Origin of the sequence: Burkholderia sp. Bmkn7, assembly GCF_041103175.1 — a bacterium.
GTDB lineage: Bacteria > Pseudomonadota > Gammaproteobacteria > Burkholderiales > Burkholderiaceae > Burkholderia > Burkholderia cepacia.
The window spans coordinates 1,880,738-1,903,199 of record NZ_JBGCUH010000003.1 but is presented as its reverse complement, the minus strand read 5'-3'; the positions used below and the strand labels follow the sequence as shown (position 1 = coordinate 1,903,199).

Below are 22,462 nucleotides of genomic sequence, written 5' to 3'. Positions count from 1 at the left end.
ACGAACACGCCACACACACGCACAACATATTCTCTGACGCAGGCTCCTGCCGCACCTCAATGGCCAATCCCGCAGAATCCCATCCGCAAAACGACTTCATCAATTCGGCGCGCAAGGAACGTAAGCGCGTTGAAATCTATCTCGTCAACGGCATTCGTCTGACGGGGTGTATCGAGTCGTTCGACCAGTACCTGGTGATGCTGCGCACCCCCGTGGGTCTGCAAGGCATCTACAAGCGCGCGATTTCCACGATCCAGCTCGACACGGGCGGCTCGCGCCCGGGCGGCAGCGGCGGCCCCCGCGGGCCGCGCACCGGCGGGCGCCCGGGCGGCCGTGAAGGCGGCGGCCACAGCCCGTACGGCTCGCACGGCGGCCCGCGTGAATCGCGCGGCGACGGCGGCTACGGCTCCCGCGAACCGCGTGAAGGTTATGGCTCGCGCGAACCGCGCGAGGGTTACGGCTCGCGTGAGCCGCGTGAAGGCTACGGCGCTCCGCGCGAACCCCGTGAACCGCGCGAAAGCTACGGCGCACCGCGCGATGCCGGCGACGCATCCGGCAACGCTTCGCCGTCGGATTCCCGCGGCGGCAACGGGCCGGTGATCGTGACGCGCCGCCGGCGAATCGTGCCGGACGGCCAGTAAAACAAAAGGGCAAGCCAACCGGCTTGCCCTTCTTACTTGTGCGTCCGGCGCGGCATGTCGCCGCACCGCTGCCGCGTTCAGCGTGCCGTCGTCGGCAAACCGGCGTCGGCCTCCCGCTGCAACGAACGCACCTGCTGCTGCAACGCCCGCAGTTGCGACTGAAGCTCGGCCTGCTGCGCCTGCAATGCGGCCGTCTCGTTACGTACGCTCTTCTGACGATCCGCGACTGCCGCCTGCTGCTGGCGTGCGATCGAGATATCCGCCTGCAGACGCCGCGCGCGATCCTGCGTGACTTCGATCTGCTTGTCCATCTGCGCCTTCTGCGATTCCAGCTTCGCTGCCCGCAGTTCGTTTACGGCCAGCCGCTCCGCCTGGCGCGAGAAATCGCGGTAGATCGCTTCCGCACGCGTTTCGTCGTAAGTCTTGATCACGCGCCAGAACGCCTTCTGCTGGAACAGCGCGACGAAATACGCGCCGTCCTTTACGTTGAACAGCAGGCTCGCACCGTAGCTGCCGTTGTAGCTCGTGCGCATTTCCGTCAGCGAGTGCGCCTGGATCTGGCGCTGCAGGTCGTCGACCGTGCTCGGCCCCGTCGACTCACCTGCCTGCGGCTGCACCGACGTCTGGACCTGCGGATCGACCACCGGAATCGCGGCCACCGGCGCCGACGCCTGCTGTACTGCCGGCGACCCGCTGTCCGCCAGGCTCTGCGCATAAGCGCCCTGCATGCCTCCCACCACGGCGAGCAACACGCACGCCTTTCCCAACCCCGTCATATGGCTCATGAAGTTCTATTCCCGCCCGTGTCGTTGTAATTCAGCGCGATTTTATCTCATTAATTACTCACTTTCGCGGGTCTCGGGCTCCTCGTCAAAGATCTGATATTTGCGCATCTTTTCCCACAATACCTTGCGGCTGATACCGAGCTGCTGCGCCGTATCCTGACGCCGCCAGCCGTTGGCGTCGAGCGCCGCAATCACGCGGTTGCGCTCGTTCATGTCCCACTTGCTGCGATCGACGAAGACCTCGGCCGCGCTCTCCGCCGGTACCGGCTGCGCCGAACTGCGCGCATGCGCGATCAACCGCTGCAACCGCGCGGCATCCCACCCGCCCGTCTGCCGCACCGTCACACCGACGCGCTCGGCGAGGTTGCGCAGTTCGCGCACGTTGCCGGGGAAATAGCTGTCCGCGACCGAATCCGTCAGCCAGTACGGCAGATCGGACAACTGCGCGAGCCGTGCCTCGCCGACCACCTGTGCGACGAACGACTTGAACAGCGCGATCTTGTCGACGGCACCGCGCTCTTCCAGCGACGGAATGCTCAGCTCGATCACCGCGAGCCGGTAGTAGAGATCGGCGCGGAACAGGCCATCCTTCACGAGTTGCGGGAGCTTCTTGTTGCTCGCCGCGACCAGGCGGAAATCGACCTTGACCGGCGACGTTGCGCCGACACGCAGCACCGCGCCGTCCTCGAGCACGCGCAGCAGCTTGACCTGCTGGTACAGCGGCAGATCGCCGACTTCGTCGAGGAACAGCGTGCCGCCGCCTGCCTGCTCGAAATAGCCTTTATGCGCAACAACCGCGCCCGTGAACGACCCTTTCGCATGGCCGAAGAACAGCGATTCGAACAGGCCGTCGGGAATCGCACCGCAGTTCACCGGCACGAATTCGCCGTGCCGGTAGCGCGAATGCTTTTCGTGCAGCAGTTGTGCGATGCGCTCCTTGCCGACGCCGGTTTCTCCGTGCAGCAGCACGTTGGTGTCGCAGTCGGCGAATGTATCGACTTCGTGCAGCAGTGCCTGCATCGATTCCGAGTGCGCGACGAGTTCGGTCGGTTGCGACGTTTCGGCCGTATGCGCCCGCAACTGCGTGACGAGCTTGCCGATCATGCCGCGCAGCTCGGCGCACGTGAAATCGAGCGGCAGGATGTGCGAATACTCGGGCGGATACTGCGAAGCGTCGTGATCGCGCGCCGCGCCGACCCAGACGACCGGCATGCCGATGTTGGCCTGCCAGTCGCGCAGGAACGCTGCGCCGATTTCGATCATCGTCACGCTGATGATCGCCAGTGACGGCCGCAATGCGGCGCGCTCGGGCGAGATCTCCGCGTTGTCGGCGCGGATCACTTCGACGTCGAAGCTCGCCATGCACCGGGCGACGCGGTCGACAATGTCCGCCTTGCCTTCCCAGACGTACAGGTCGAGCTCTTCGATTGCGGGCGTGGTTCTCATCGGATGGTCTTGCTTCTCTAATTGCTGACTGTTTGCGCGACGCCGCAGGTCAGCGACATCTGATGCACCGTGGCGGCGCCAAGCTGGACGCCAAGCAGGTCCAGCAGCGGATCGATGATACCGTCGAGCGCGGTCAACAGCGGGCTCAGAACGGTGGTCAGCACCGACAACAGCGACGAAATGAAATCCGGCGTGATCGTGACCGAGATGAGCCCGAACAACAGACTCACGGTCGGCGTGATCTGTGCGTTTTTCAGGCCCGCCAGCGCATTGTTCACCGCCGAACCCAGCGCATTCGTGTTGGTCGTCCAGTAGTACGACGGATCACTGCCACCGCGCCCGTAGAACGTATTGGTTGCCGGATTACCGGCCAGATCCACCGACACGTTGGAAACGGTCGCGGACACCTCGACTGCACCAGCCAAAACCAGGACGTCAAGCACCTTGGCTGGCGACGTGCAGCTATAGTTTGCCGGCAGGTTCAGCAGATTGCCGGACGTGAGTGGCGGCTGGCCGATGCAGAGATTGGCAACGCTCGGTTGCGCGGAAATCGTCGCGGAATTCGGGGACGTCAGGCAGTTGGTCGACAACAACGTTGCACTTCCGGCGCCCAGCTGCACGTAGAGCGGCAGATAGACGTTCGCGGAAACCACGACCGGCAGCGGGTTCACGCCCAGGTTGACGACGAGATACAGGCCGACCTGCGCATTCGTCGCGACCGTCCGCCACGCGCCGTTTTTATCCTTCCCGCCTTCGCCGACCGCGATGGTCGGTGGGCTGATGACCTGCGCCTGCAGTTGGACGATCGATACCGAGCTGCCGTTCGGCAACGTCAGCGGCACATTGGCGCCGATCACCACGCCGGGCTTGCCGGCCTGCGAGATCTGGGCCATCGCCATCACGAGATCGAGCACGTTAACGGTCGCGTCTGCCGCCGCCTGCGTGTTCGCGAGCCCCAGCGTCAACAGCGACGTGGCGCCCTGTCCGGTCAGGCTCGCGACCTTGATCGCCGTGTTGCTGAGCAGGTTCAGGCCGAGCAGGTTGGTCAGCGCACCGGTTGCGTTTGTCTGCAGCGTCGTACCCAGCGTGGTCGACTTGTTGACGGCCGCCACCATCGCGTTGAGCAAGGTGCCGACCGACGCGTTGGCATTGACGAGCCCGCCGATCGTCCCGTTGCCGACCGACAGCGACTGCAGCGCGACGGCGATGTCGCCGAGCTTGACGTTCGCACAGGCGAGCCCCTGGTACGACACGAGATTGAGGTTCAGCGGCGTGCCGCTCTGCCCCTGCAGCAACGAGCCCAGCAACGCGTTCACCAGGCCGGGGTTCCCGCTTGGCACGCCCGAGCAGCCGACGCCGCCCACCGCGGCCAGCGTCGCGCCGATAGAAAAGGTATCGATGTTGGTCGCCTTCGCGGTCGACGTTGCAGTCACCGTACGTGTCGGCCCGAAGAAGAAATACGGCAGCGTCTTGGAGACCGTCACGCGCACCGCATTCAACTGCGTCGCGAGCGGCACCGTCGATTTCGACGAATAGAAGGAACTCGCCGTTCCGGTCGCCGACGGTGCCCAGTAACCGCATTCGGCCGACAGCGACGTGGTGCCGCTGCCGTCAATCGTGAAGCCGTTTGTCGACGCGTTGCTCGTGGCCGCGGAGGTCACGTTCGCACATGTATCGTCGAGCTTCTGAACCGCAGCGAGTGCAGCAAGATCGGCCACGCGCTGCATGTCACGGCGCGTGAAAAAGACGTTGCCGATGTCGATCGAACCGAGAATCACCATCGACAGCAGTATCCACACGGCCGCCGTGACGACGACCGACCCCCGCTGCCGCCGCGGCGACGCGCGACCTGGTCCCGCCATCCGACTCGATGCGTGTCGAGCAGTGCTCATCGCTGCTCCGCTCAATACGATTGCGATGAACTCTGTCCGCCGGACGATCCGTTGCCGTTCGTATTGACCGGCGACCCCATCGATTCTGGAATCTTGTGCTTGAACGATTCGAGATAGCGTTGATAGGAAAGCGATGCGGCATCGCCCAGTACCGGCAAGGCCGGGCCGGCCGCGCGCCCGTCACGCTGGAATGCAAGCAGCGCGTTGGTTGCATGACCGATTTCCGACGCGTCGGGCGCCGGCTGATCGCTATACGCCGCGGTTGCGGCCCCCATGAGCACGAGAAGCGCGACACCTTGGCACACGCGTGCCACGCGACCTGGATTCTTGTTGTTCGTCATATCAGTTCCCCCTATGCCTTTTTCATTGTGCAAACCGCTGCAGCAAAGGCGCAGTCGGATCGAATCCCTGGATGTTCGCAACGGGCGACGGACGCTTCGCGACATTCGAGCCCGACACGTCGACCACGCTTCCCGAACCGATCGGCGTCAAAACGGAAGCCGAAGCCGGTGCCTGGGACGCACGACGCCAGGTACGTGCCGCCGTGGCAATCTTCGTCGCGTCGTTGCGGATATCGTTGCGAACGTCCATCGACAGCTTCTGCTGCGCCATCAGCTTCTGCGCATCATGGGTTCGGCCCGAGGCGAGCAGGTACAGCACCAGGTTGCTGATGATCTTCGGATTGCTCTGGTCGAGTTCGGCCGCCTTCATCAGCGGAATGCGCGCGCCCTCGATATCGCCGCAACGCAGCTTCGCGTAAGCGAGATCCGAAAGCGTCGATGCATCGGTCGGCGCCAGCACGGTTGCCTGCGACAACGCCTGCGCGGCGCGCGGAAAATCGCCCGCGCCGCCGGCAATCAGCCCGAGCCCGCGATAGCCGCGCGCGGCGAGCGTTGTGTTGAGCAACTGCGTATAGACCGCAGTGCTCGCGGCAGGCTGGTCCGTCATGCGCAATGCGTCGGCGCGCAGCAGGATCGTTTGCGGCGACGCACCGTACTGTTTCTCGTATGCGTCGATATGAGCCAGCGACGCGTAATACAGCCCTTGCGACTGCATCCGCTCGATCAGGCCGAGATACATGCCCGGCGTATCCGGCGCCGCCTGCTTCTGCGCCGCCGCGTCCATCAGCGCCGCGCGTTCGGCCTGCGGGCCGACGCCGTACCCGCTTTCCTTGAATGCCGAGCACGCGCCAAGCAAGCCCACCATTGCCAACATGCCCACCACTTTCACAGTTTCATCGATGCGTCTCATCTTGCTTCCTTTGCATCCCGGCATCAGGGCTGCGCCTGGCTCAGCGCGCGCAACACGGAGATCATTCCCGGTCCGGCCGTCACGATCAGAAGTGCCGGCAGCAACGTCAGGATCATCACGCCCGTCATCTTTACCGTCAGCTTGCCGATCCGTTCGCGCAGCATCGCACGGCGCGCCTCGCGCAACCGGTCGCCGAACTGCTTGAGCGGCTCCTGTACCGCGCCACCGTGCTTGTCGACCTGGATCAGCAGCCGCACGATCGCACGCAGATCCTCGTTCTCGAAACCGGACGACAGCCGCTGCAGCGATTGCTCGCGCGTCCGACCGGCAGCGAACTGCCGCTGGGCGATTTCCAATTCCAGCGACAGCACGGGCATCATCCCCTTGAAGTCGTTCGTCAGGACCTGGATGCTCTGATCAAGCGACAATCCGACGCCTTGCAGCAAGCGAAGCATGTCCACCAGCAGCGGCAGTTCGTCGATCACCGCCTGCCGGCGCTGTGCAGCACGACGTCGCAGGTAGAGCTTCGGCAACATGAAGCCGGTGACGAGCGCAATGCCCCCACCCGCCCGCCATTGCGCACCGGTCAGTTGAGAGCCCATCAGCATGAGGAAAAGCAACGGCACGACGATCGCACAGGCGAGTCGCGCGCTCAGGAACAGCCCACGGGTGCGCGTGTCGGCATAGCCGCACTGCTCCAGCAGCAGCCGATCTTCGTCGGCGACAAGATACCGGCCCAAGCGGGTATCGAGCAGGCGCGCCCCGACCATCGACAGACGGTCCAGCCATTGCACAAGATACGATCGCCGGTCAGCCGCATCCCGTCTTAACGGATTCTGCCGGGATTCATCGGACTCCTGTGCAGCGCGCGTACCTGCTGCCTCCAACGTCGCTGAGCGCCGCTCGAGCGCGCTGGCCAGCGTGCGATCGCTGCGCGTCTGCGCACTTGCGCGGCGTACCGCAAGCAGTGCCAGCAGCACGACGCCGAGTGCGCCGAGCGCCAGTGCAAGCGAACCGAGTTGATTGGCTGTCATGCCGTCACCTGAGCTTGGCCATGTGGTACAACCAGATCCCGCCCGCGAACTGCAGCATGAAGGCGATGAACAACAGCTGACGTCCCGTGTAATCGTTCCACATCGACTGGAGATAGAGCGGATTCGTCGCGATCACAAAGCTGCCGATCGCGATCGGCAACATGACCAGCACCCAAGCGGACAGTCGCGTTTCCGACGACATAGCAGCCAGTTCCCGTTCGGCCTGCTCGAGGTCGCGCATGAACGTCGACATCCGATCGAGCATGACGTCGGCGCGGCCGCCGTACCGGACCGAGAGCCGCAGCACCGAACCGACCAGTTCGAATTCCTTGGTTTGATAGACGCTCGCGATGTGTCCCATTGCGCGATCGATCTCGACACCCGTACGCAACATCCGCGATACGTGGTCCAGACAACCGCGCAACGGCGCCTCCGTCGTCAGCAGCGCCGCCTGGAACGCCGCCGGCACGCTGTTGCCGAGCGTGACGAGACGCACGATGCCGTCGAGAAATGACGGCAACTGGCGAACGATCGTCAGGCGACGCCGCTGAATGCGGGACACGAGCCAGAACACGAGCAGCGACGCGCCACACACGAGCGCGGCGACGCAAGCAAGCCAGCCGCCCCGATTACCGGCAACGAGCCCGAGCGCGACCAACCCCAGCAGCGCGAGAAGCGCCTTGCCGCGCGCATCCTCGATACCTGCACGGCTCGCCACGTTGACGAGGTATTCCGTAGCGATCTCACGCCAGTGCGCCCAGCGCGACGCCGGCGCAGCGGATTGCGCGCGGGCCGCACCGGGCACGGATGCGACGTTCTGGACCGGTCTCGCGTCAGGCTGAAGCGCACCCGCCGCTCGCGCGGCCGGCTCGATGCGGCTGTCGATGAAGCGCTGCACGTCGGCGCGGCCGCGTTTCACTTCGCCATGCCGCCACAGCATCAAAGCGGCGGCAACGCAAAGGAGTGCCATTGCAAGCGCGCCAGCCATCAGGCTATACATTGAACCCCCCGCCCCCGCGGCCGAATCCGCCACCGAATCCGCCGCCACCGCTACCGCCAAAGCCCGCGGCCTGCAACGACTGACGGAAACGCGCGAGCTTCGGCGAATGCGGATGAATGCCAAGCGACTCCCAGTTGTCGACCTCTTCGCCCTCGGGTGTCACGCGCGCTTCGTAGCGATAGAGTTCCTGCGTCGCGATGATGTTGTCCGACAGGCCAGTCACTTCGGTAATCGAAAGAATCCGGCGTCGGCCGTTCGACAGACGGCCGATCTGCACGATGAAGTCGATGGCATTCGCGATCTGCCGACGCAGGCTTGATTCCGTTCCCTGGAAACCCGCGAAACCGGCCAGCATCTCAAGACGATACAGACACTCGCGCGGCGAACTCGCGTGGACGGTACCCATCGATCCGTCGTGCCCCGTATTCATCGCCTGCAGCATCTCGAGCACCTCTCCGCCGCGTACTTCGCCGACGATGATGCGATCCGGCCGCATCCGCAGCGTATTGCGCAGCAGGTCGCGGATCGTCACGACGCCGTTACCGTCGAAACCGCCCGGGCGGCTTTCGAGACGCACGACGTGAGGGTGATTCAGCGACAGCTCTGCCGTGTCCTCGATCGTCACGACCCGCTCGTGCTCGGGAATGTAGAACGCCAGCGCGTTGAGCAGCGACGTCTTGCCGGAACTCGTACCACCCGACACGAGGATGTTGCAGCGCGCCTCGACCGCCGCTTCCAGCAACGTACCGATCTCCGTATTGAACGTACCGTTGGCGAGCAGGTCGGCCGGTTTCAGCGGGTCCTTGCGGAATTTCCGGATCGATACGACCGGCCCGTCGATCGACAGCGGCTCGATCACGACGTTGACACGTCCGCCGTCCGGCAGCCGCGCGTCGACCATCGGGTTCGATTCGTCGAGACGTCGACCGATCGGCGCGAGGATGCGGCGCACGATCCTCAGCAGGTGCGCGTTGTCGGTGAAACGGATCGGCAGCTTCGCCAGGATGCCGTGGCGCGACACGTAGATGTCGTTGTAGCCGTTGATCAGGATGTCCTCGACGTGTGGATCGGCGAGCAGATCCTCGATCGGACCGAACCCGGCCAGCTCTTTCGTCAGCGCCTCCGCGATCGCCCTGACCTCGGTTTCGTTCAGCGGAATGCGCCGTAGACGCACGAAGCTGTCGATTTCCAGATCGACGAACTGGTTGATCGCCTGGCGCGACCAGCGGCCGAATTCGGCACCGAGTTCCTCGATGCGCGTCAACAGATGCTCGTGCGCGGCATTCTTGATGTCGTGAAACTGCTGCGACTGGGAGAACGGCGCTGCGCCGTCGGCAAATTGGATGTCGTGTGCCATCGCTTACGATCGCCTGGACGAAGGTTGAATGAAACGCTTGAGGGCGGACAAGCCCAATGCACCTCGCTGGCCGGCAGAGATCGGGCCGGCCAGTCGATCTGCGAGCGGCTCGAGGGCACGCACATACGGATCGCGTTCGGCCGTTTCGACGATCAGCCGCCCCTGATTGGCCGCCTGGCCGATGGCCACGCGACGCGCCGGCAGCGTTGCCAGCAGCGAAATGCCGAGCCGCTCTGCGATCTGGGCCGGTGTCAGGCTCAGCGTCGCGTCGTACTGGTTGACGACGAGACGAATCTTGCCGATGTCGACGCCCGCATCGCGCAGCCCTTCCAGCAGGTCCACCGCAGAGACGATCGATGCGACACCCTGGTCGCACACGAGCCACGCTTCGTCGGCCACGGCAGTGATCTGCGCAACGAATTCATGATTCGTGAATCCGCCGAGATCAACGATCTGCTGGTCGAAGAACGCGCGCAACCGGTTCAACAGGCCGACGCAAGCCGCATACGACACGTCACGCAGGTCGGCGAGATTGGGCGGCAAGGTGGTCAGCGCGACGCCGCTCGCGTGACGCGTCAGCGCCGTGTTGACGAAGGTCCGGTCGATGCGCCGCAGGTTGCGCACGGCTTCGACGAAATGGAATTCACAGCGCGTGTTGAGGAACAGCGCACTGTCTCCCGCGGGAAGCCCGAGATCGACCAGCGCCGTCTGCCGCGCGTGAGGCGCGGCGACTCCGAACGCAGGCGTGCCCCCTTCCGGGGCGCCCGAACCCGAACGCTTGTGCAGCCACACCGACAGATTCGCGGCGAGCGTGCTGACGCCCATCCCCGCGCGTGCACCGAGCAACGCGACGAGTTTGCCGTGCCGGTTGGCCGGTTCGGTGCCGGTATGCTCCAGCAACCCGCGGGTGATCCGCAAAGCGTCGTCGGCACTACCGGACACGTCGATGAAATCGCGTACGCCGGCCCGCAGTGCCGCAAGCGCGCTTTCCGGCTCCGAAAGCGTGCCGAGCGCGACGACCGGCAGGCCCGGATGGGCAAGCCGCACGGCGGCCGCAGCAGCGCTCGCCGCGCCCTGCGCGCGAGAAAAATCGATGAAGACGATCGCAGGATTGAGCCCCGTGATGCGCTGGCTCAGCGCACCCGGGTCAAGCGACAACGCTTCCACCGTGCCGGCCGACACCAGTGTCTCGCCCAGCCAGCGGGCATGTTCATCCTGCTGCGATGCGCACACGAAATAATCGGTCACGGCAGGCTCAGCCAACGATAGGGTTCTCGCGTTCATGTTGAACACCCCCGGTTACATATCGCGCGACATCTCGTCCCGCATTCATTTCGAAAATCCGGGCGCTGCATCGGGTGATGCGATGCCGCCAAGATACGACCGCCACACCGGCCCATCACGCTGTTCGGACAGTTCGCCCGGCGTGGTCGGCAACGGCGCGCCTTTCGCGATCGGCGCAACGAGATGCGGCGTCACGATGATCACCAATTCCTTGTCGTTCTGCTGATAATTCAGCGACTTGAAGAAAGCGCCGATGATCGGCAGATCGCCCAGGACCGGCACCTTGTTGATGTTCGACATCGTTTCGCGGTCGATCAGGCCGCCAATCACGAAGCTTTCCCCGTCACCCAGCTCGACCGTCGTATCGGCGCGACGGGTCGTGATCGCCGGCACGGATACGCTGTTGATCGTGACGCCATGCTGGAAGTCGAGCTGGCTCGATTCCGGCGCCACCTTGAGCGCGATGCGGCGCTGGCTCAGCACGGTCGGTGTCAGGGTCAGGCCAACGCCGTACTGCTTCCAGTCGATTGCCGTGGAGCCAAGCGCCTGCGGCACCGGCACGGGGATCTCGCCGCCGGCGAGGAAGCTCGCGCTTTGCCCGGACAACGCCACCAGGGTCGGCTGCGCAAGTACGCGGGCAAGGTTGTTCGCCTCGAGAATCGAAATATTGCCGAAGATGCCGCGGCCCGCCGAATTTACTACCAGGTTGAACGCGGACGCGATCGGAATGCCGGCAGTCGCCTGGAACGCCGCCGTTCCCCCACCGGTCACCGACTGGAGACCGCCCGGCGCAAATGCGCCGAATGCGAATCCGTTGCTTTGCTTGAAGAAATTCAGCCCGGCCTCCTTCAGCACCGAGCGGCTGAATTCGACGACCCGCACGTCGACTTGCACGACGCTCCGGTTACCGACTGTCGACGTATCGATCACGGACGCATCTTTGCCGCCCATCCGCTTGCCGACCGCAACTGCCCGCTCATGCGCGTCAAGCGAAGCCGCCGAGCCCGACACGACAGCGGCACCGCCGTACGCCTTCACGGACGGCCCCGCGCCGTCCAGCACGGCCTGCGCGGCCGCATCGACGACATTGACGTTCCACACCGTCGGCTCGTCGCGCCCCCGCTCCCACAGCATCACGTTCGTCGAACCGGGAGCCTTCGCAACCAGCAGCACGTTGCCGGCGCGGCTGCCCTTCATGACCAGCACGTCGACGACCGAAGGATCGCCCACCGCGATCCGCTGCAACGTACGGCCGGTAGCGACCTGCCGCTGCGAGCCGACCGCAAGATCAATCGACCCGTTTGCGCCGGCAGCCTCGGCCAACACGGCGAAGGTCATGGCCCAGATGGCAATCGCGTATGCAATCAGTTTTTTTGTCATTGTTTCGGAGACCGTCGTACGGCCTTCTCCCTTCCGTTACTGCTGTCGATGACCGTGCTTGGATTGTCAATAAGCGACCGTTTCGGTCCGCCCACCCCGGATCACTTCAATGCTGTTTCCGCCTTCGCGCGCGACGATCGGCGCACGCGGGGCGCGCGGCGGCGCCTGCACGCGGGGTGCGGTGTGCGCACGCCCACCCGACAGTTCATCGAGCCATACGCCGGCGGCCGCCTGCCCGGAAGGCGTCAGATCGCCGGCCGTGCGGATCGCAACCGTCTGTGTCGCGACCTCGTCGTCGCGCGGATTACGGAGCGCGAGCGTCAGGCGGCCGCTTGCTTCCGCGAGCGTCAGTGCATCGACCTGTGCGGTCGGCACCGCGAGCACGGCTGTCCGTACCGCACCACCCGGGCCACCGCTACCGTCGCGGTCGGGCGTCGCGTCGCCGAACGACAGGATCCGCAGCTTCGACATCAGCAGTCGCGCCTGTGAATTGGGAATTTCCGACCCGGCTTGCGCCATCCCCGAGTTGTCGCGTCGCAAATTCAGGAACACGTCGACAAAGTTGCCGGGGCGCAACCGGTTTCCGACCGCATTCGTCTCGTCGACCTTGATGGCCACGGCCCGCTCGCCGGGCGCCACCTGATTCGCCAGCCCTGACGTCAAGCCGCCCTCGACGACCGGCGCGGCGGCAAGGATGTCGTTCGCCGGGATGCGACCGACCAGCAGCGACGGATCGCTGAATCCGCCAGTCGGCATCATCGGTGCCGACGCCAACTTCAGCGCATCGACCGGAATCGGTTGACCGGCCGGCAACAGACGCGTCGCCACGACCACCGGCACCGTCTGGACCATTGCCGCGGCAGGCACCGCGGCCGGCGGATGGGCCGGAGCGCGGCCGAGCATCCACGCATAGATCCCGAGCAGCACGGCGAGCGCAATCAGCAGCCCGGCGATGATCTTCGTCAAGTTGTTGCTCATGGTGAATGTTGAGTGCCGTAAATGTTGTTATGTCGACATGTGAACGCCGCTCGCGCCTGTTGCCGCGCACTGGCCGGCGTCCGTTTCATAAAATGGTCGCCGGATTGATCTGCACGGTTGCCGTGCCGGTCAACTGTGTCGGCGTAACGAGCCCGAGCAAGGGCAGCGACGGAATCAGCGGATTGGTCTTGTACGGATACGTCACCGTGACCGTCACGCAATACATGGTCGCGTCGTAACTGCATGCCCCCGACACGGGTGTCGGAATCTGAACGTTGGCCAGCCACGACGTTAGCCCGATCGCGGTCGACTGTGCCGCCTTCGCCCGGTCGGTCAGCGCCTGCGCCCCCGACCCGTTGGACTCGTAGACATAATTCAGCGCCGTGCGTGCACCTTCGGTCGCAGCAAGCGTCAAGCCTTGCTGAACCGCGAAGATCAGGCCGAACGTCACGATCGCGTACATGATCAGGAAGAACAGCGGAAACACCAGCGCGAACTCGACTGCCGTCGCCCCCTTCTGACGCCGCCGTGACCGTGGCTGGTACTGTCGCTTCATTGCAGCCCCCCGGTAACGACGAGATAGGCCAACCATATCGCTGCCGGAACGACAAGACAGGCTGCGTAAGGTGTTGCCCGCCGTGCGCCGAGCGCGAGCGTCGGCGAACCGCGCGACCACAGCGCGCCCAGCGACGTATGGGTCAGCGTCATCAGCGCGAGGACATGTATACCGGCCGCAAGACTGGCGACAACCCACAGCCATGGCAGCATCGACAAACCGCACCACGCGCCGAGAACCGCGAACACCTTTACGTCCGCCGCGCCCATGACGCGGAATGCAAAAAGCGGGAAAAAGCTCACGAAACCGACGAGCATGCCGATCAATGCCTGCTCGACTGAAATACGAAACGGATTTGCATTAACCAATGCGCTGCAAAGCGCCGCCAAAAGCCCGACGACGACAAGAGGATTCCGAACAAGCCGAAATCGAATATCGCCGACGGCAACAAGCGTCGCCCAAGCAAAAAAAATGCTGGTGCTGAGAAGATGTGCCATATCGCGATCGACCGACCAAGTCGACGTAAGGGCGAGCGGTCCGCAAAAACGGACCGCTCGCCGCCCACCGGACTACCGGGGATCAGCCGCCCGGCAACGAACTGGCAATCGTGGAGAACAGCGTCGAGATCTTGGTGCCGATAGTGGTGACACTACCGATGATCAAGGCCGCAATCAGACCCGCAATCAGACCATACTCGATCGCGGTAACCCCGTCTTCTTCCTTAAGGAAGCGCTTGATGAGTGCTTTCATTTTATTCCTCGTGCCTGTATTTACGTTCGTTGGCCTTTTATACGTATACATCCCCGCATATCTGGCCGGTTGCCCCGCGCTGTTCGCCACATCTGCTGTAACGACAACCAGGTGCACTTTCTTTATAGATTGCCCCGAGGGGCATGGCTCACCATTTGATGCAAGTTAACATTCGCGATAGCAACCCTCCTCGAACGTTGTGTACCGAACCGTACATTTCCTTACATCTGCTTCGGATTCTATATCCGATCCTATTTAAGTTCCAACCTCTTTTAACGACTTGGATCGAAAAAAATGACCAGGAGCACAACGTATTTGTACGGCGTTTCGGTACGACTTACACATAGGATTTACGATAGGTTAGATGTGCACACCTAATCCATCTGTAAAACAGTTGCCTCGTCCACCAAGCCTGCTCGGCCTCCCACGTTACGTTGCACGCGTAACGCCAATGTTGTGACGTTACGTTACGAAACGATCGAAATCGTTCTCATTCGTCTGCACTTAAACAGATTCAACAATCTTTCAGTTTCCGTAACTTCCTTTTCCGACAAGGAATTGCCTCGTTTAAAACCTGTTGCCGAACCGTCTGGCATCGAAATGGCACGACAGTTGCAGAGTAGTCCTCGCACCACTCAACACAACGCAGTTCACAACACATGTTAATGCGAGGACAAAATGGACATTAAGGTTATCCCTCATGGCGTGTTCCGGACGACTCTGATCGCGGCCACCGTTGCAGCCATGCTTTCCCTCTCCGCGTGCGGCGGCTCGGGTTCCATCAGCCAGGGTCTTGGCGGCGGCTCGAGCTCGGGCGGCGGCGATACGATCTCCACGTCCGGCACGAGCGGAACTTCGGGTACGAGCGGCACCAGCGGCACCTCGGGTACCAGCGGTACGTCCGGCACAAGCGGGACCTCCGGTACCAGCGGTACGTCGGGCACGAGCGGCACGTCCGGTACTTCCGGCACGTCGGGTGTGTCGTCGAACCCAGTGGGAACTGTCCTCGCAAGCAGCAGCAACATCTTGACGGGTGTCGGCGGAACCGTCTCGGGCCTCGGTTCCGTCATCGGCAGCCAGACGCTGCCGGGCGTCAACCCGGCCACCACACAAGCCGCGGGCGGCATCGTGCAAAGCGTCGGCGGCGCAGTGACCGCACTCGGCAATGGCCTCGGCAACGGTCTCGGCCAGCTCGGCGCGACGAAGGACCCGGTCGGCACCACGCTCGCCAGCACGGGTGGCGTGGTCAACCAGCTCGGCAGCGCGGTCACGCAAACGGGGACCCTGGTCTCGAGCCTCGGCAGCGGCCCGCTCTCGCCGCTCGCACCGGTCACGGGCGCCGTCGGCGGCCTCGTGTCGACGCTCGGCGGTGCCGTCTCGAACGGCGGCAATACCCTCACCAACGCACTGTCGACCGGCCCGATCCAGCAGGTCACGCAGACGGTCAGCTCGGCCATCACGCCGATCACGACGATGGTCGGCCAGACGACCCAGACGATCGGCACGGCAACCGGCCTCGGCGCGCCCGTCAACACGCTGCTCGGCACGGTCGGCAACGGCCTGAACCAGGCCGGCGCCCTGCTCGCGTCGACGGGCGGCAACCCCGTCACGACCGGTCTTGGCAACACGGTCTCGTCGACGGGCAACACCGTGAAGGCCGTCGGCGGCCTGCTCACGGGCGGCACCGGCGGCGTAACCAACCCGCTCGCGCCGCTCACCGGCCTCGTCTCGACGGTCACCGGCGCACTCGGCGGCGCAACGGGTGGCGGCAGCGGCCCGCTCGCACCGGTCACCGGTCTCGTCTCGACGGTCACGGGCGCACTCGGCGGCGCAGCAGGCGGCGGCAGCGGCCCGCTGGCACCGGTCACGGGTCTCGTCTCGACGGTCACGGGCGCGCTCGGCGGCGCAGCTGGCGGCGGCAGCGGCCCGCTCGCACCGGTCACGGGTCTCGTCTCGACAGTCACGGGCGCGCTCGGCGGCGCAGCTGGCGGCAGCGGCGGCCCGCTCGCGCCGGTCACCGGCCTCGTCTCGACGGTCACGGGCGCACTCGGCGGCGCAGCAGGTGGCAGCGGCGGCCCGCTCGCACCGGTCACCGGCCTCGTCTCGACGGTCACGGGCGCACTCGGCGGCGCAGCAGGTGGCAGCGGCGGCCCGCTCGCACCGGTCACGGGTCTGCTCGGTACCGTGACGGGCGCCCTCGGCGGCGCAACAGGCGGCGCAGGCGGCAGCAGCCCGCTCGCCCCGGTGACGAACGTCGTGTCCACGGTAACGAGCGCGGTCGGCGCGCCGGCATTGACCGGCGGCACGGGCGCCGTCACGAACTCGGGCTCGGCGTCGAATCCGCTCGCACCAGTCACGTCGCTGATCGGCGGCCTGCTCGGTGGCACGCACGGCAAGTAAACCAACATCCATCAATCGAAAAGACAGCGAGGAGTCAATCATGTCCCAGCAACGTTCTCTCACGACAGCCGCCCTGCACCAGTGGCGCGTGCCCCTCACGGCCTTCGCCGCAGCCTGCCTGCTGGCCGCCTGCGGCGGCGGCGGCGTGAGTTCGCCGCCGACCAGCAGCAACAACAACCCCAGCAGCACGAGCGGTACACCGAGCACGAGCGGCACCAGCGGCACGTCCACCGGCACCAAGGGCGTCGTCAGCACGGTTGGCCAGACGGCCACCGACCTCGGCAGCACGGTCGGCAACATCACTGTGCCCGGCCTCGGCGACGGTGTGACGAAGGGCGTCGGCAGCACGCTCTCCAGCACGGGCACGATCGTCGGCGCAGCTGCCGATGCCGTGAGCAACGGGCTGGGACAGATCGGTACGACCAAGGATCCGGTCGGCACGACCGTCGCGGGCCTCGGCAACGTGGTCGGCGCGACGAGCAACACGGTGTCCGGCCTGAGCTCGACAGTCAAGGCGCTCGGCACGGGGCAACTCGCGCCGCTCGCGCCCGTCACGACCCCGATCGGCACCGTGCTCGACACGGTGGCCAATGGCTTGACGGCTGCCGGCACGACGATCGGCTCGACGCTGTCGTCGGGCGCCGTGCAGCAAGTGACGCAGCCGCTCAGCTCGGCGATCACGCCGCTCGTGATCACCGCGGGCCAGGTCACGCAACAGGTCGGCACGACGACCGGCCTCGGCCAACCCGTCTCGGGTCTGCTCGGCCAGGTCGGCGGCGCGATCAGCTCGGCCGGCAAGCAGGTTGGCGGCACGTCGAGCCAGCCGCTCGTCGGCGACGTCGGTCAGCTCGTGACGGCGGTCGGCAACACCGTGACCAACGCGGGCGGCCTCGTCAACCCGAACGGCCCGAACGGCGCGGCGCCGATCCCCGGCCTGATCACGAGCCTCGTCGGCGGCTCGACGGCGACCGTGCAGAACGGCACGTCGTCGGGTTCCGGCTCGACGAATCCGCTCGGCGGCCTGCTGTCGGGTCTCGGCTCGACGCCGCTCGGCTCGCTCACGGGTGCACTCGGCGGCGCGACCGGCGGTTCGGGCAGCAGCCCGCTCGCGCCCGTCACAGGCCTCGTCTCCACCGTTACCGGCGCACTGAGCGGTGCGGCGGGCGGTAGCGGCGGCCCGCTCGCCCCCGTCACGAATCTCGTGTCGACGGTCACGGGCACGCTCGGCGGCGCTACGGGTGGCGCAGGCAGTGCAAACCCTCTCGCGCCTGTCACCGGTTTGCTGAATACTGTCACCGGAGCAGTTGGCGGCGCAGCGGGATCCGGGGGAGCGAGCCCGCTCGCGCCGGTCACGTCGCTGGTCGGCAGCGTCACGGGAACGGCAACGTCGGGCGGCGGCTCGACGGGCCTGCTGGCACCGGTAACGGGGTTGTTGGGTACGCTGGGTAGCGTTGGCAAGTAAGGAGGACGGTCGCACCTTCGCAGCCGGAGCGGAGGGTGCGACCGTACAAACACAACCGGCATTGCGGCACGCGGCGCGCGGCACCCTGGTGTCGCGCGCCGGCATTACAAAGAAGACGAAAAGCAAGGCCTACGAGGAAGAACAATGAAATCCAGACCCGACAGATGGATGATGCTGCTCGCCGCCATCACGGCAGCCAGCACGGCACAGGCACAAACGCGCGTCGGCGGTAACCCGCTCGACTCCCTGCCCCAGATCAACGCGCCGAAAACCGGCCCGAACGTAACCGTGCAGGTCGCGCCCCAGGCGCCGCAACTGCAGGAGTTGCTGTCGCGCCACCTGACACCGACGACCTTCCAGGTCGAAGGCGTAAAGTCGGTACCGTTCGAGGAAATCTCGCGTCGCTTCACCCCCCTCGTCGGCAAGGACATCACGATCGGCGATCTGATCGAAACCGCCAACGGCGTGACGAAGCTTTACCAGGAACGCGGTTACGCGCTGTCGTTCGCGTTTGTTCCCGCGCAAACGTTCGAGAACGGCGTCGTGCGCATCACGGTTGTCGAAGGCTATGTGTCGGACGTCAAGGTCACCGGCAAACCCGGGGCAATGGAATCGAAGATTCGCGCGATCGCAGCGCATATCACCGACGATCGCCCGCTGCGCCGCGCAACGTTCGAGCGCTACGTGAACACGTTCGGCCTCTTGCCCGGCCTCACGGTGAAGGCGAACGTACCACCGCCGCAAACCACCGACGGCGCCACGACGCTCGAACTTGCCGTCGACCGCAAGGCATTCAACGTCAGCACCGGTATCGATTTCAACCACCCGGGCGTACAGGGCCTCATCACCGCGACCGAAAACGGCCTCACGAAGTTCGGCGAGCAGCTGAGCATCTCCGCACTGGCGCCGCCAGGGCGTGACAAGCAGACCTACTTCGCGTTCAGCGGCGCGGTGCCCGTCGGCAGCAGCGGCCTGATCACGCGCCTCGATGCAAGCACCTATCGCGGCAAGCCTACTGACAATCCGGGCCTGCCGTCGTCCGTCCAACGCACCGTCAAGAACGAGAAGCTTGGTCTTTCGGCGTCCTATCCGATACTGCTGAACAACCAGCGCAGCCTGCTCGGCACCGTGTCGGGTTATGCCGCACACAACGAAGACCACTACCAAAGCCAGACCAACGGCAATACCTTCGAAAACCGGTCACAGGTCCGCGTGATGCAATTGCAGCTCGACTACACGAGCGTCGAACCGAAGCAGGTACGAAAACTGAGCGTCAATGTCGCCAAGGCATTCGACATCCTCGGTGCATCTAAATCGCAGACTGGCGTGGTCAACGGTGTGGGGTTTACATACGCCGACCCGACGTCGCTGACCTTCGTCCGTACCGGCGCGACCTTCACGCAAACCAACGAATGGCCGTTCCGGATCGGCACGTCAGTCTCGCTGACCGGGCAATACAGCCCTGACTCACTGCCGACGTCCGAGCAGATCTCGTTCGGCTCGACGCGCTACGCGCTCGGCTATCAGCCGGGCGAAGCGTCGGGCGACTCGGGATGGGGGATGTCGCTGGAGGTCAACCGTGGCTTCACGCCGGGCTGGACGTATATGAAGTCCGTGACGCCGTACATCGCCTACGACATGGCGCGTGTGTACCTGCATTCAGGCACGCCGTCGCCCAACCGCATGTCGTCGGTCGGCATCGGTGTGCGTTTCACGGACAGCCGCTTCTACAGCCTCGACCTGAACGTCGCGAAGCCGGTGGGTGACGCGCCAGTCGAAAGCGCATCACGCAGCCCGCGCATCAACGCCGCATTCTCGTATCAGCTCAACTGATCGGTCACCAAACAGCCCGCGCCATGCGGGCTGTTTCGATTAGAGCCCCCTCTATCAAACGTGGCGCGCGGTTTCACGTATTCTGGCGAAGCTCGCAACATGCCCGCCCCATGCAGACGGTCGTGCGGGCAAATCGAACACGACATGCAAAACAAGGAGGACGACAATGATTCAACTGACCCGCCCGTTGCGTGCAATCGCCTTCGCCGGCGCACTGCTCGCTTGCGCCGCCCCCACGTTCGCACAGGCAGACAGCCCCATCGGCATGTGGCAGACGATCGACGACAACACCCATCAGCCGAAGGCACTCGTGCAGATCGCCGAGGACGGCGACGGTGCGCTGACCGGCAAGGTCGTCAAGGGCCTCGGCGCGAACGATACGCCCGATCGCCGCTGCACCGCCTGCACGGACGAGCGCAAGGATCAGCTCATCAAGGGCATGACGATCATCAAGGCGATGAAGAAGGAAGGCGACCACTGGGACGGCGGCAACATTCTCGACCCGGAGAACGGCAAGGTCTACAAGTGCAAGATGACGCTTGAAGACGGCGGCCAGAAACTCGTCGTGCGCGGTTATATCGGTGTATCGCTGCTCGGCCGGTCGCAGACCTGGGTTCGCCAACAATGACGCGCGGCGCGCGGTGAAACGCGCGGCTCGATGAAAAAACCGGCCTGACGATGAATTCGTCAGGCCGGTTTTCTTTTAGTGCGCGTGTCGGCGCAAACAACGCAGTAAACAGCAGACATCAGGCTGCGTGCTTCATCGCACCCGGCGCATAACTGCCCGGCGTGCGACCCACGGGTACCACGCCGCTGCGCGCCTCCGCCGCCTTCGATTGCGTATGCTTGCGCATCCGCACCGACAATTCATTGCACAGGTTCACGCCCGAGTCGCCGTAGAGTTCACGCATCACGCTCATCAGCGTGCCCGTCTCGTGCCAGACCTTGAAGCGGCGATGGCATGTCTGATACGAAGGGTAACGGCGCGGCATCGCCGACCACGTTGCGCCGCTGTAGATGACCCAGAGCACGCCGTTCATCACGGCACGGGTATTGGCTAGCGGCCGGCCGCGCAACTCGGTGCGCGGCTGCATTTCGGGCAGAAGCGGCGCGACGCGGCGCCACTCGTGGTCGGTCAGATCGCGATACGGTGTCATGGACATCTCCAGCCTTGGTAACCATGACACAACGATATCGGCTCACCTCAACGATGAATATAAGACAAGTCCGAAAATACCCCGAGATCGCCTGAATTTGACCGGAATTGACGTTTGAATACCGTCAATTGCCGGAAATCGCCCTCAGGTCAGCGACGTATCGACGATGCGGCGCGGCGTTTCGAGGTACTCCTTCGACTGCATCTCGACGATTCGAGACACCGTGCGCGCGAATTCGTTGGCCATCGGGCCCTCGACGTACAACTGCTCCGCCGGCACCGCCGCGGACATCAGCAGCTTGACCTTGTGGTCGTACAGCACGTCGATCAGCCACGTGAAGCGGCGCGCCTCGGACGCCATCCGCGGCGACATCTGCGGCACCTCGGACAGCACGATCGCGTGGAACCGGCTCGCGAGTTCGAGATAGTCGTTCTGCGAACGCGGGCCGCCGCACAGCGTCGCGAAATCGAACCATACGACGCCGTCCGCCTTGCGCAGCGCCTTCAGCTCACGCTTCTCGATATGCAGGAGCGGGCTTTCATCGGGTACCGCCGCAAGCTTGCCGAACGCATGGCGCAGTTCGCGATCGGCGTCCGCGCCGAGCGGCGTGTGATACATCTTCACCTGCGCGAGCGTGCGCTGGCGATAATCGACGCCCGCGTCGACGTTCAGCACGTCGAGCTTGTCCTTGATCAGCGCAATCGCCGGCAGCATGCGGTCGCGATGCAGACCGTCCGGATACAGGTCGTCGGGATCGTAGTTGGACGTCATCACGAACTGCACGCCGTTGTTGAACAGGCGGTCGAGCAGACGGTACAGGATCATCGCATCGGCAATGTCCGACACGTGGAACTCGTCGAAGCAGATCAGGCGGTAGCGCTTCGCGATACGCCGCGCGAGTTCGTCGAGCGGATCGGCCTGCCCTTTCAGTTCCTCGAGCTCGCGGTGGACTTCGCGCATGAATTCGTGGAAATGCAGGCGCGTCTTGCGCTGCACGGGCACGACCGCGTAGAAGCTGTCCATCAGGAAGCTCTTGCCGCGACCGACGCCGCCCCACATGTAGACGCCCCGCGGGAGGTCGGGATGATTGATGAGCTTCTTGAATGCGTTCGAGCGGCGCGCCTTGTACTCGACCCACTCGTCGAAACATTGCTGCAGGCGATCGACGGCCGCGCGCTGCGCGGGATCGGACTGATAGCCGCGCGTGGTCAGTTCGCGCGTGTAGTATTCGGTGACGTTCATCGGGCAAACCGGAA

General features: G+C 64.6%; 21 protein-coding genes. 5 read left to right on the top strand and 16 right to left on the bottom strand.

Annotation, left to right across the window (positions count from 1 at the left end; genetic code table 11):
• Window positions 1-59: 59 nt before the first annotated feature.
• Window positions 60-641 carry an RNA chaperone Hfq gene (gene hfq / locus AB3K92_RS30320; protein WP_048020710.1) on the top strand — a complete coding sequence of 194 codons (582 nt, stop codon included), beginning with the start codon at window positions 60-62 and terminating at the stop codon, window positions 639-641.
• A 77-nt stretch (window positions 642-718) separates the two neighbouring features.
• On the opposite strand, the gene AB3K92_RS30315 is transcribed toward hfq, so the two are convergent.
• From AB3K92_RS30315 to AB3K92_RS30250, 14 genes are all read right to left on the bottom strand, one after another.
• Window positions 719-1,426, bottom strand: coding sequence for a DUF2968 domain-containing protein (locus AB3K92_RS30315; protein WP_042977054.1), 708 nt, complete (start codon window positions 1,424-1,426; stop codon window positions 719-721).
• 54 nt (window positions 1,427-1,480) lie between these two features.
• Window positions 1,481-2,872 carry a sigma 54-interacting transcriptional regulator gene (locus AB3K92_RS30310; RefSeq protein ID WP_369466478.1) on the bottom strand — a complete coding sequence of 464 codons (1,392 nt, stop codon included), beginning with the start codon at window positions 2,870-2,872 and terminating at the stop codon, window positions 1,481-1,483.
• Between the two features lie 17 nt (window positions 2,873-2,889).
• Entirely contained in the window at window positions 2,890-4,764 is a 1,875-nt protein-coding gene (locus tag AB3K92_RS30305) for a TadG family pilus assembly protein (protein WP_048020716.1), read from the bottom strand.
• An 11-nt stretch (window positions 4,765-4,775) separates the two neighbouring features.
• Window positions 4,776-5,105, bottom strand: coding sequence for a DUF3613 domain-containing protein (locus tag AB3K92_RS30300; RefSeq protein ID WP_059484284.1), 330 nt, complete (start codon window positions 5,103-5,105; stop codon window positions 4,776-4,778).
• A 22-nt stretch (window positions 5,106-5,127) separates the two neighbouring features.
• Window positions 5,128-6,015, bottom strand: a complete 888-nt coding sequence (locus AB3K92_RS30295) for a tetratricopeptide repeat protein (RefSeq protein WP_048020721.1) — start codon at window positions 6,013-6,015, stop codon at window positions 5,128-5,130.
• A 23-nt stretch (window positions 6,016-6,038) separates the two neighbouring features.
• Window positions 6,039-7,049 (bottom strand): type II secretion system F family protein, encoded by a 1,011-nt coding sequence (locus tag AB3K92_RS30290; RefSeq protein ID WP_059855365.1) that lies wholly within the window; start codon window positions 7,047-7,049, stop codon window positions 6,039-6,041.
• A 4-nt stretch (window positions 7,050-7,053) separates the two neighbouring features.
• The gene (locus AB3K92_RS30285; RefSeq protein WP_059484286.1) at window positions 7,054-8,049 is read right to left on the bottom strand and encodes a type II secretion system F family protein; all 996 of its coding nucleotides are present in this window, start codon (window positions 8,047-8,049) and stop codon (window positions 7,054-7,056) included.
• On the bottom strand, window positions 8,042-9,406 hold the full coding sequence (locus tag AB3K92_RS30280; RefSeq protein ID WP_027787667.1) for a CpaF family protein: 1,365 nt from the start codon (window positions 9,404-9,406) through the stop codon (window positions 8,042-8,044). The genes AB3K92_RS30285 and AB3K92_RS30280 overlap by 8 nt, the downstream gene beginning before the upstream one ends.
• A 3-nt stretch (window positions 9,407-9,409) precedes the next feature.
• Window positions 9,410-10,690, bottom strand: a complete 1,281-nt coding sequence (locus AB3K92_RS30275; protein ID WP_048020726.1) for a fimbrial protein — start codon at window positions 10,688-10,690, stop codon at window positions 9,410-9,412.
• A gap of 45 nt (window positions 10,691-10,735) precedes the next feature.
• Window positions 10,736-12,070 carry a type II and III secretion system protein family protein gene (locus AB3K92_RS30270; RefSeq protein ID WP_059484288.1) on the bottom strand — a complete coding sequence of 445 codons (1,335 nt, stop codon included), beginning with the start codon at window positions 12,068-12,070 and terminating at the stop codon, window positions 10,736-10,738.
• Window positions 12,071-12,136: 66 nt separating this feature from the next.
• Window positions 12,137-13,048 (bottom strand): Flp pilus assembly protein CpaB, encoded by a 912-nt coding sequence (gene cpaB / locus AB3K92_RS30265; RefSeq protein WP_369466477.1) that lies wholly within the window; start codon window positions 13,046-13,048, stop codon window positions 12,137-12,139.
• Window positions 13,049-13,133: 85 nt separating this feature from the next.
• A complete protein-coding gene (locus tag AB3K92_RS30260; RefSeq protein ID WP_369466476.1) occupies window positions 13,134-13,604 on the bottom strand; it encodes a TadE/TadG family type IV pilus assembly protein in 471 nt (156 codons plus the stop codon).
• Window positions 13,601-14,101, bottom strand: coding sequence for a prepilin peptidase (locus AB3K92_RS30255; protein ID WP_048020736.1), 501 nt, complete (start codon window positions 14,099-14,101; stop codon window positions 13,601-13,603). The genes AB3K92_RS30260 and AB3K92_RS30255 overlap by 4 nt, the downstream gene beginning before the upstream one ends.
• 82 nt (window positions 14,102-14,183) lie before the next feature.
• Window positions 14,184-14,354, bottom strand: coding sequence for a Flp family type IVb pilin (locus AB3K92_RS30250; protein WP_027787673.1), 171 nt, complete (start codon window positions 14,352-14,354; stop codon window positions 14,184-14,186).
• A 678-nt stretch (window positions 14,355-15,032) separates the two neighbouring features.
• Here AB3K92_RS30250 and AB3K92_RS30245 point away from each other — a divergent pair.
• The 4 genes from AB3K92_RS30245 to AB3K92_RS30230 all read left to right on the top strand — a co-directional run bounded on the left by AB3K92_RS30245 (window position 15,033) and on the right by AB3K92_RS30230 (window position 20,677).
• A complete protein-coding gene (locus tag AB3K92_RS30245; protein ID WP_369466475.1) occupies window positions 15,033-16,754 on the top strand; it encodes a collagen-like triple helix repeat-containing protein in 1,722 nt (573 codons plus the stop codon).
• Window positions 16,755-16,794: 40 nt separating this feature from the next.
• The gene (locus AB3K92_RS30240) at window positions 16,795-18,216 is read left to right on the top strand and encodes a collagen-like triple helix repeat-containing protein (protein WP_104766645.1); all 1,422 of its coding nucleotides are present in this window, start codon (window positions 16,795-16,797) and stop codon (window positions 18,214-18,216) included.
• 144 nt (window positions 18,217-18,360) lie between these two features.
• A complete protein-coding gene (locus tag AB3K92_RS30235) occupies window positions 18,361-20,049 on the top strand; it encodes a ShlB/FhaC/HecB family hemolysin secretion/activation protein (RefSeq protein WP_060074191.1) in 1,689 nt (562 codons plus the stop codon).
• A gap of 166 nt (window positions 20,050-20,215) precedes the next feature.
• Window positions 20,216-20,677 (top strand): DUF2147 domain-containing protein, encoded by a 462-nt coding sequence (locus tag AB3K92_RS30230; protein ID WP_021162390.1) that lies wholly within the window; start codon window positions 20,216-20,218, stop codon window positions 20,675-20,677.
• A gap of 118 nt (window positions 20,678-20,795) precedes the next feature.
• Here the strand turns inward: AB3K92_RS30230 and AB3K92_RS30225 are convergent, their stop codons facing one another.
• Both AB3K92_RS30225 and zapE read right to left on the bottom strand, forming a co-directional pair.
• Window positions 20,796-21,206 (bottom strand): transposase, encoded by a 411-nt coding sequence (locus tag AB3K92_RS30225; RefSeq protein ID WP_059484293.1) that lies wholly within the window; start codon window positions 21,204-21,206, stop codon window positions 20,796-20,798.
• A gap of 144 nt (window positions 21,207-21,350) precedes the next feature.
• Window positions 21,351-22,448 carry a cell division protein ZapE gene (gene zapE, locus AB3K92_RS30220; RefSeq protein ID WP_027787679.1) on the bottom strand — a complete coding sequence of 366 codons (1,098 nt, stop codon included), beginning with the start codon at window positions 22,446-22,448 and terminating at the stop codon, window positions 21,351-21,353.
• Window positions 22,449-22,462: the final 14 nt, after the last annotated feature.

Bases quoted from the DNA above. Each gene is read 5' to 3' on its own strand.
- AB3K92_RS30295 (WP_048020721.1), bottom strand. From the start codon at position 6,015: ATGAGACGCATCGATGAAACTGTGAAAGTGGTGGGCATGTTGGCAATG.
- hfq (WP_048020710.1), top strand. From the start codon at position 60: ATGGCCAATCCCGCAGAATCCCATCCGCAAAACGACTTCATCAATTCG.
- AB3K92_RS30255 (WP_048020736.1), bottom strand. From the start codon at position 14,101: ATGGCACATCTTCTCAGCACCAGCATTTTTTTTGCTTGGGCGACGCTT.
- AB3K92_RS30240 (WP_104766645.1), top strand. From the start codon at position 16,795: ATGTCCCAGCAACGTTCTCTCACGACAGCCGCCCTGCACCAGTGGCGC.
- AB3K92_RS30280 (WP_027787667.1), bottom strand. From the start codon at position 9,406: ATGGCACACGACATCCAATTTGCCGACGGCGCAGCGCCGTTCTCCCAG.
- AB3K92_RS30260 (WP_369466476.1), bottom strand. From the start codon at position 13,604: ATGAAGCGACAGTACCAGCCACGGTCACGGCGGCGTCAGAAGGGGGCG.
- zapE (WP_027787679.1), bottom strand. From the start codon at position 22,448: ATGAACGTCACCGAATACTACACGCGCGAACTGACCACGCGCGGCTAT.
- AB3K92_RS30245 (WP_369466475.1), top strand. From the start codon at position 15,033: ATGGACATTAAGGTTATCCCTCATGGCGTGTTCCGGACGACTCTGATC.
- AB3K92_RS30275 (WP_048020726.1), bottom strand. From the start codon at position 10,690: ATGAACGCGAGAACCCTATCGTTGGCTGAGCCTGCCGTGACCGATTAT.
- cpaB (WP_369466477.1), bottom strand. From the start codon at position 13,048: ATGAGCAACAACTTGACGAAGATCATCGCCGGGCTGCTGATTGCGCTC.
- AB3K92_RS30270 (WP_059484288.1), bottom strand. From the start codon at position 12,070: ATGACAAAAAAACTGATTGCATACGCGATTGCCATCTGGGCCATGACC.
- AB3K92_RS30250 (WP_027787673.1), bottom strand. From the start codon at position 14,354: ATGAAAGCACTCATCAAGCGCTTCCTTAAGGAAGAAGACGGGGTTACC.
- AB3K92_RS30225 (WP_059484293.1), bottom strand. From the start codon at position 21,206: ATGACACCGTATCGCGATCTGACCGACCACGAGTGGCGCCGCGTCGCG.
- AB3K92_RS30305 (WP_048020716.1), bottom strand. From the start codon at position 4,764: ATGAGCACTGCTCGACACGCATCGAGTCGGATGGCGGGACCAGGTCGC.
- AB3K92_RS30290 (WP_059855365.1), bottom strand. From the start codon at position 7,049: ATGACAGCCAATCAACTCGGTTCGCTTGCACTGGCGCTCGGCGCACTC.
- AB3K92_RS30230 (WP_021162390.1), top strand. From the start codon at position 20,216: ATGATTCAACTGACCCGCCCGTTGCGTGCAATCGCCTTCGCCGGCGCA.
- AB3K92_RS30300 (WP_059484284.1), bottom strand. From the start codon at position 5,105: ATGACGAACAACAAGAATCCAGGTCGCGTGGCACGCGTGTGCCAAGGT.
- AB3K92_RS30310 (WP_369466478.1), bottom strand. From the start codon at position 2,872: ATGAGAACCACGCCCGCAATCGAAGAGCTCGACCTGTACGTCTGGGAA.
- AB3K92_RS30235 (WP_060074191.1), top strand. From the start codon at position 18,361: ATGAAATCCAGACCCGACAGATGGATGATGCTGCTCGCCGCCATCACG.
- AB3K92_RS30285 (WP_059484286.1), bottom strand. From the start codon at position 8,049: ATGTATAGCCTGATGGCTGGCGCGCTTGCAATGGCACTCCTTTGCGTT.
- AB3K92_RS30315 (WP_042977054.1), bottom strand. From the start codon at position 1,426: ATGAGCCATATGACGGGGTTGGGAAAGGCGTGCGTGTTGCTCGCCGTG.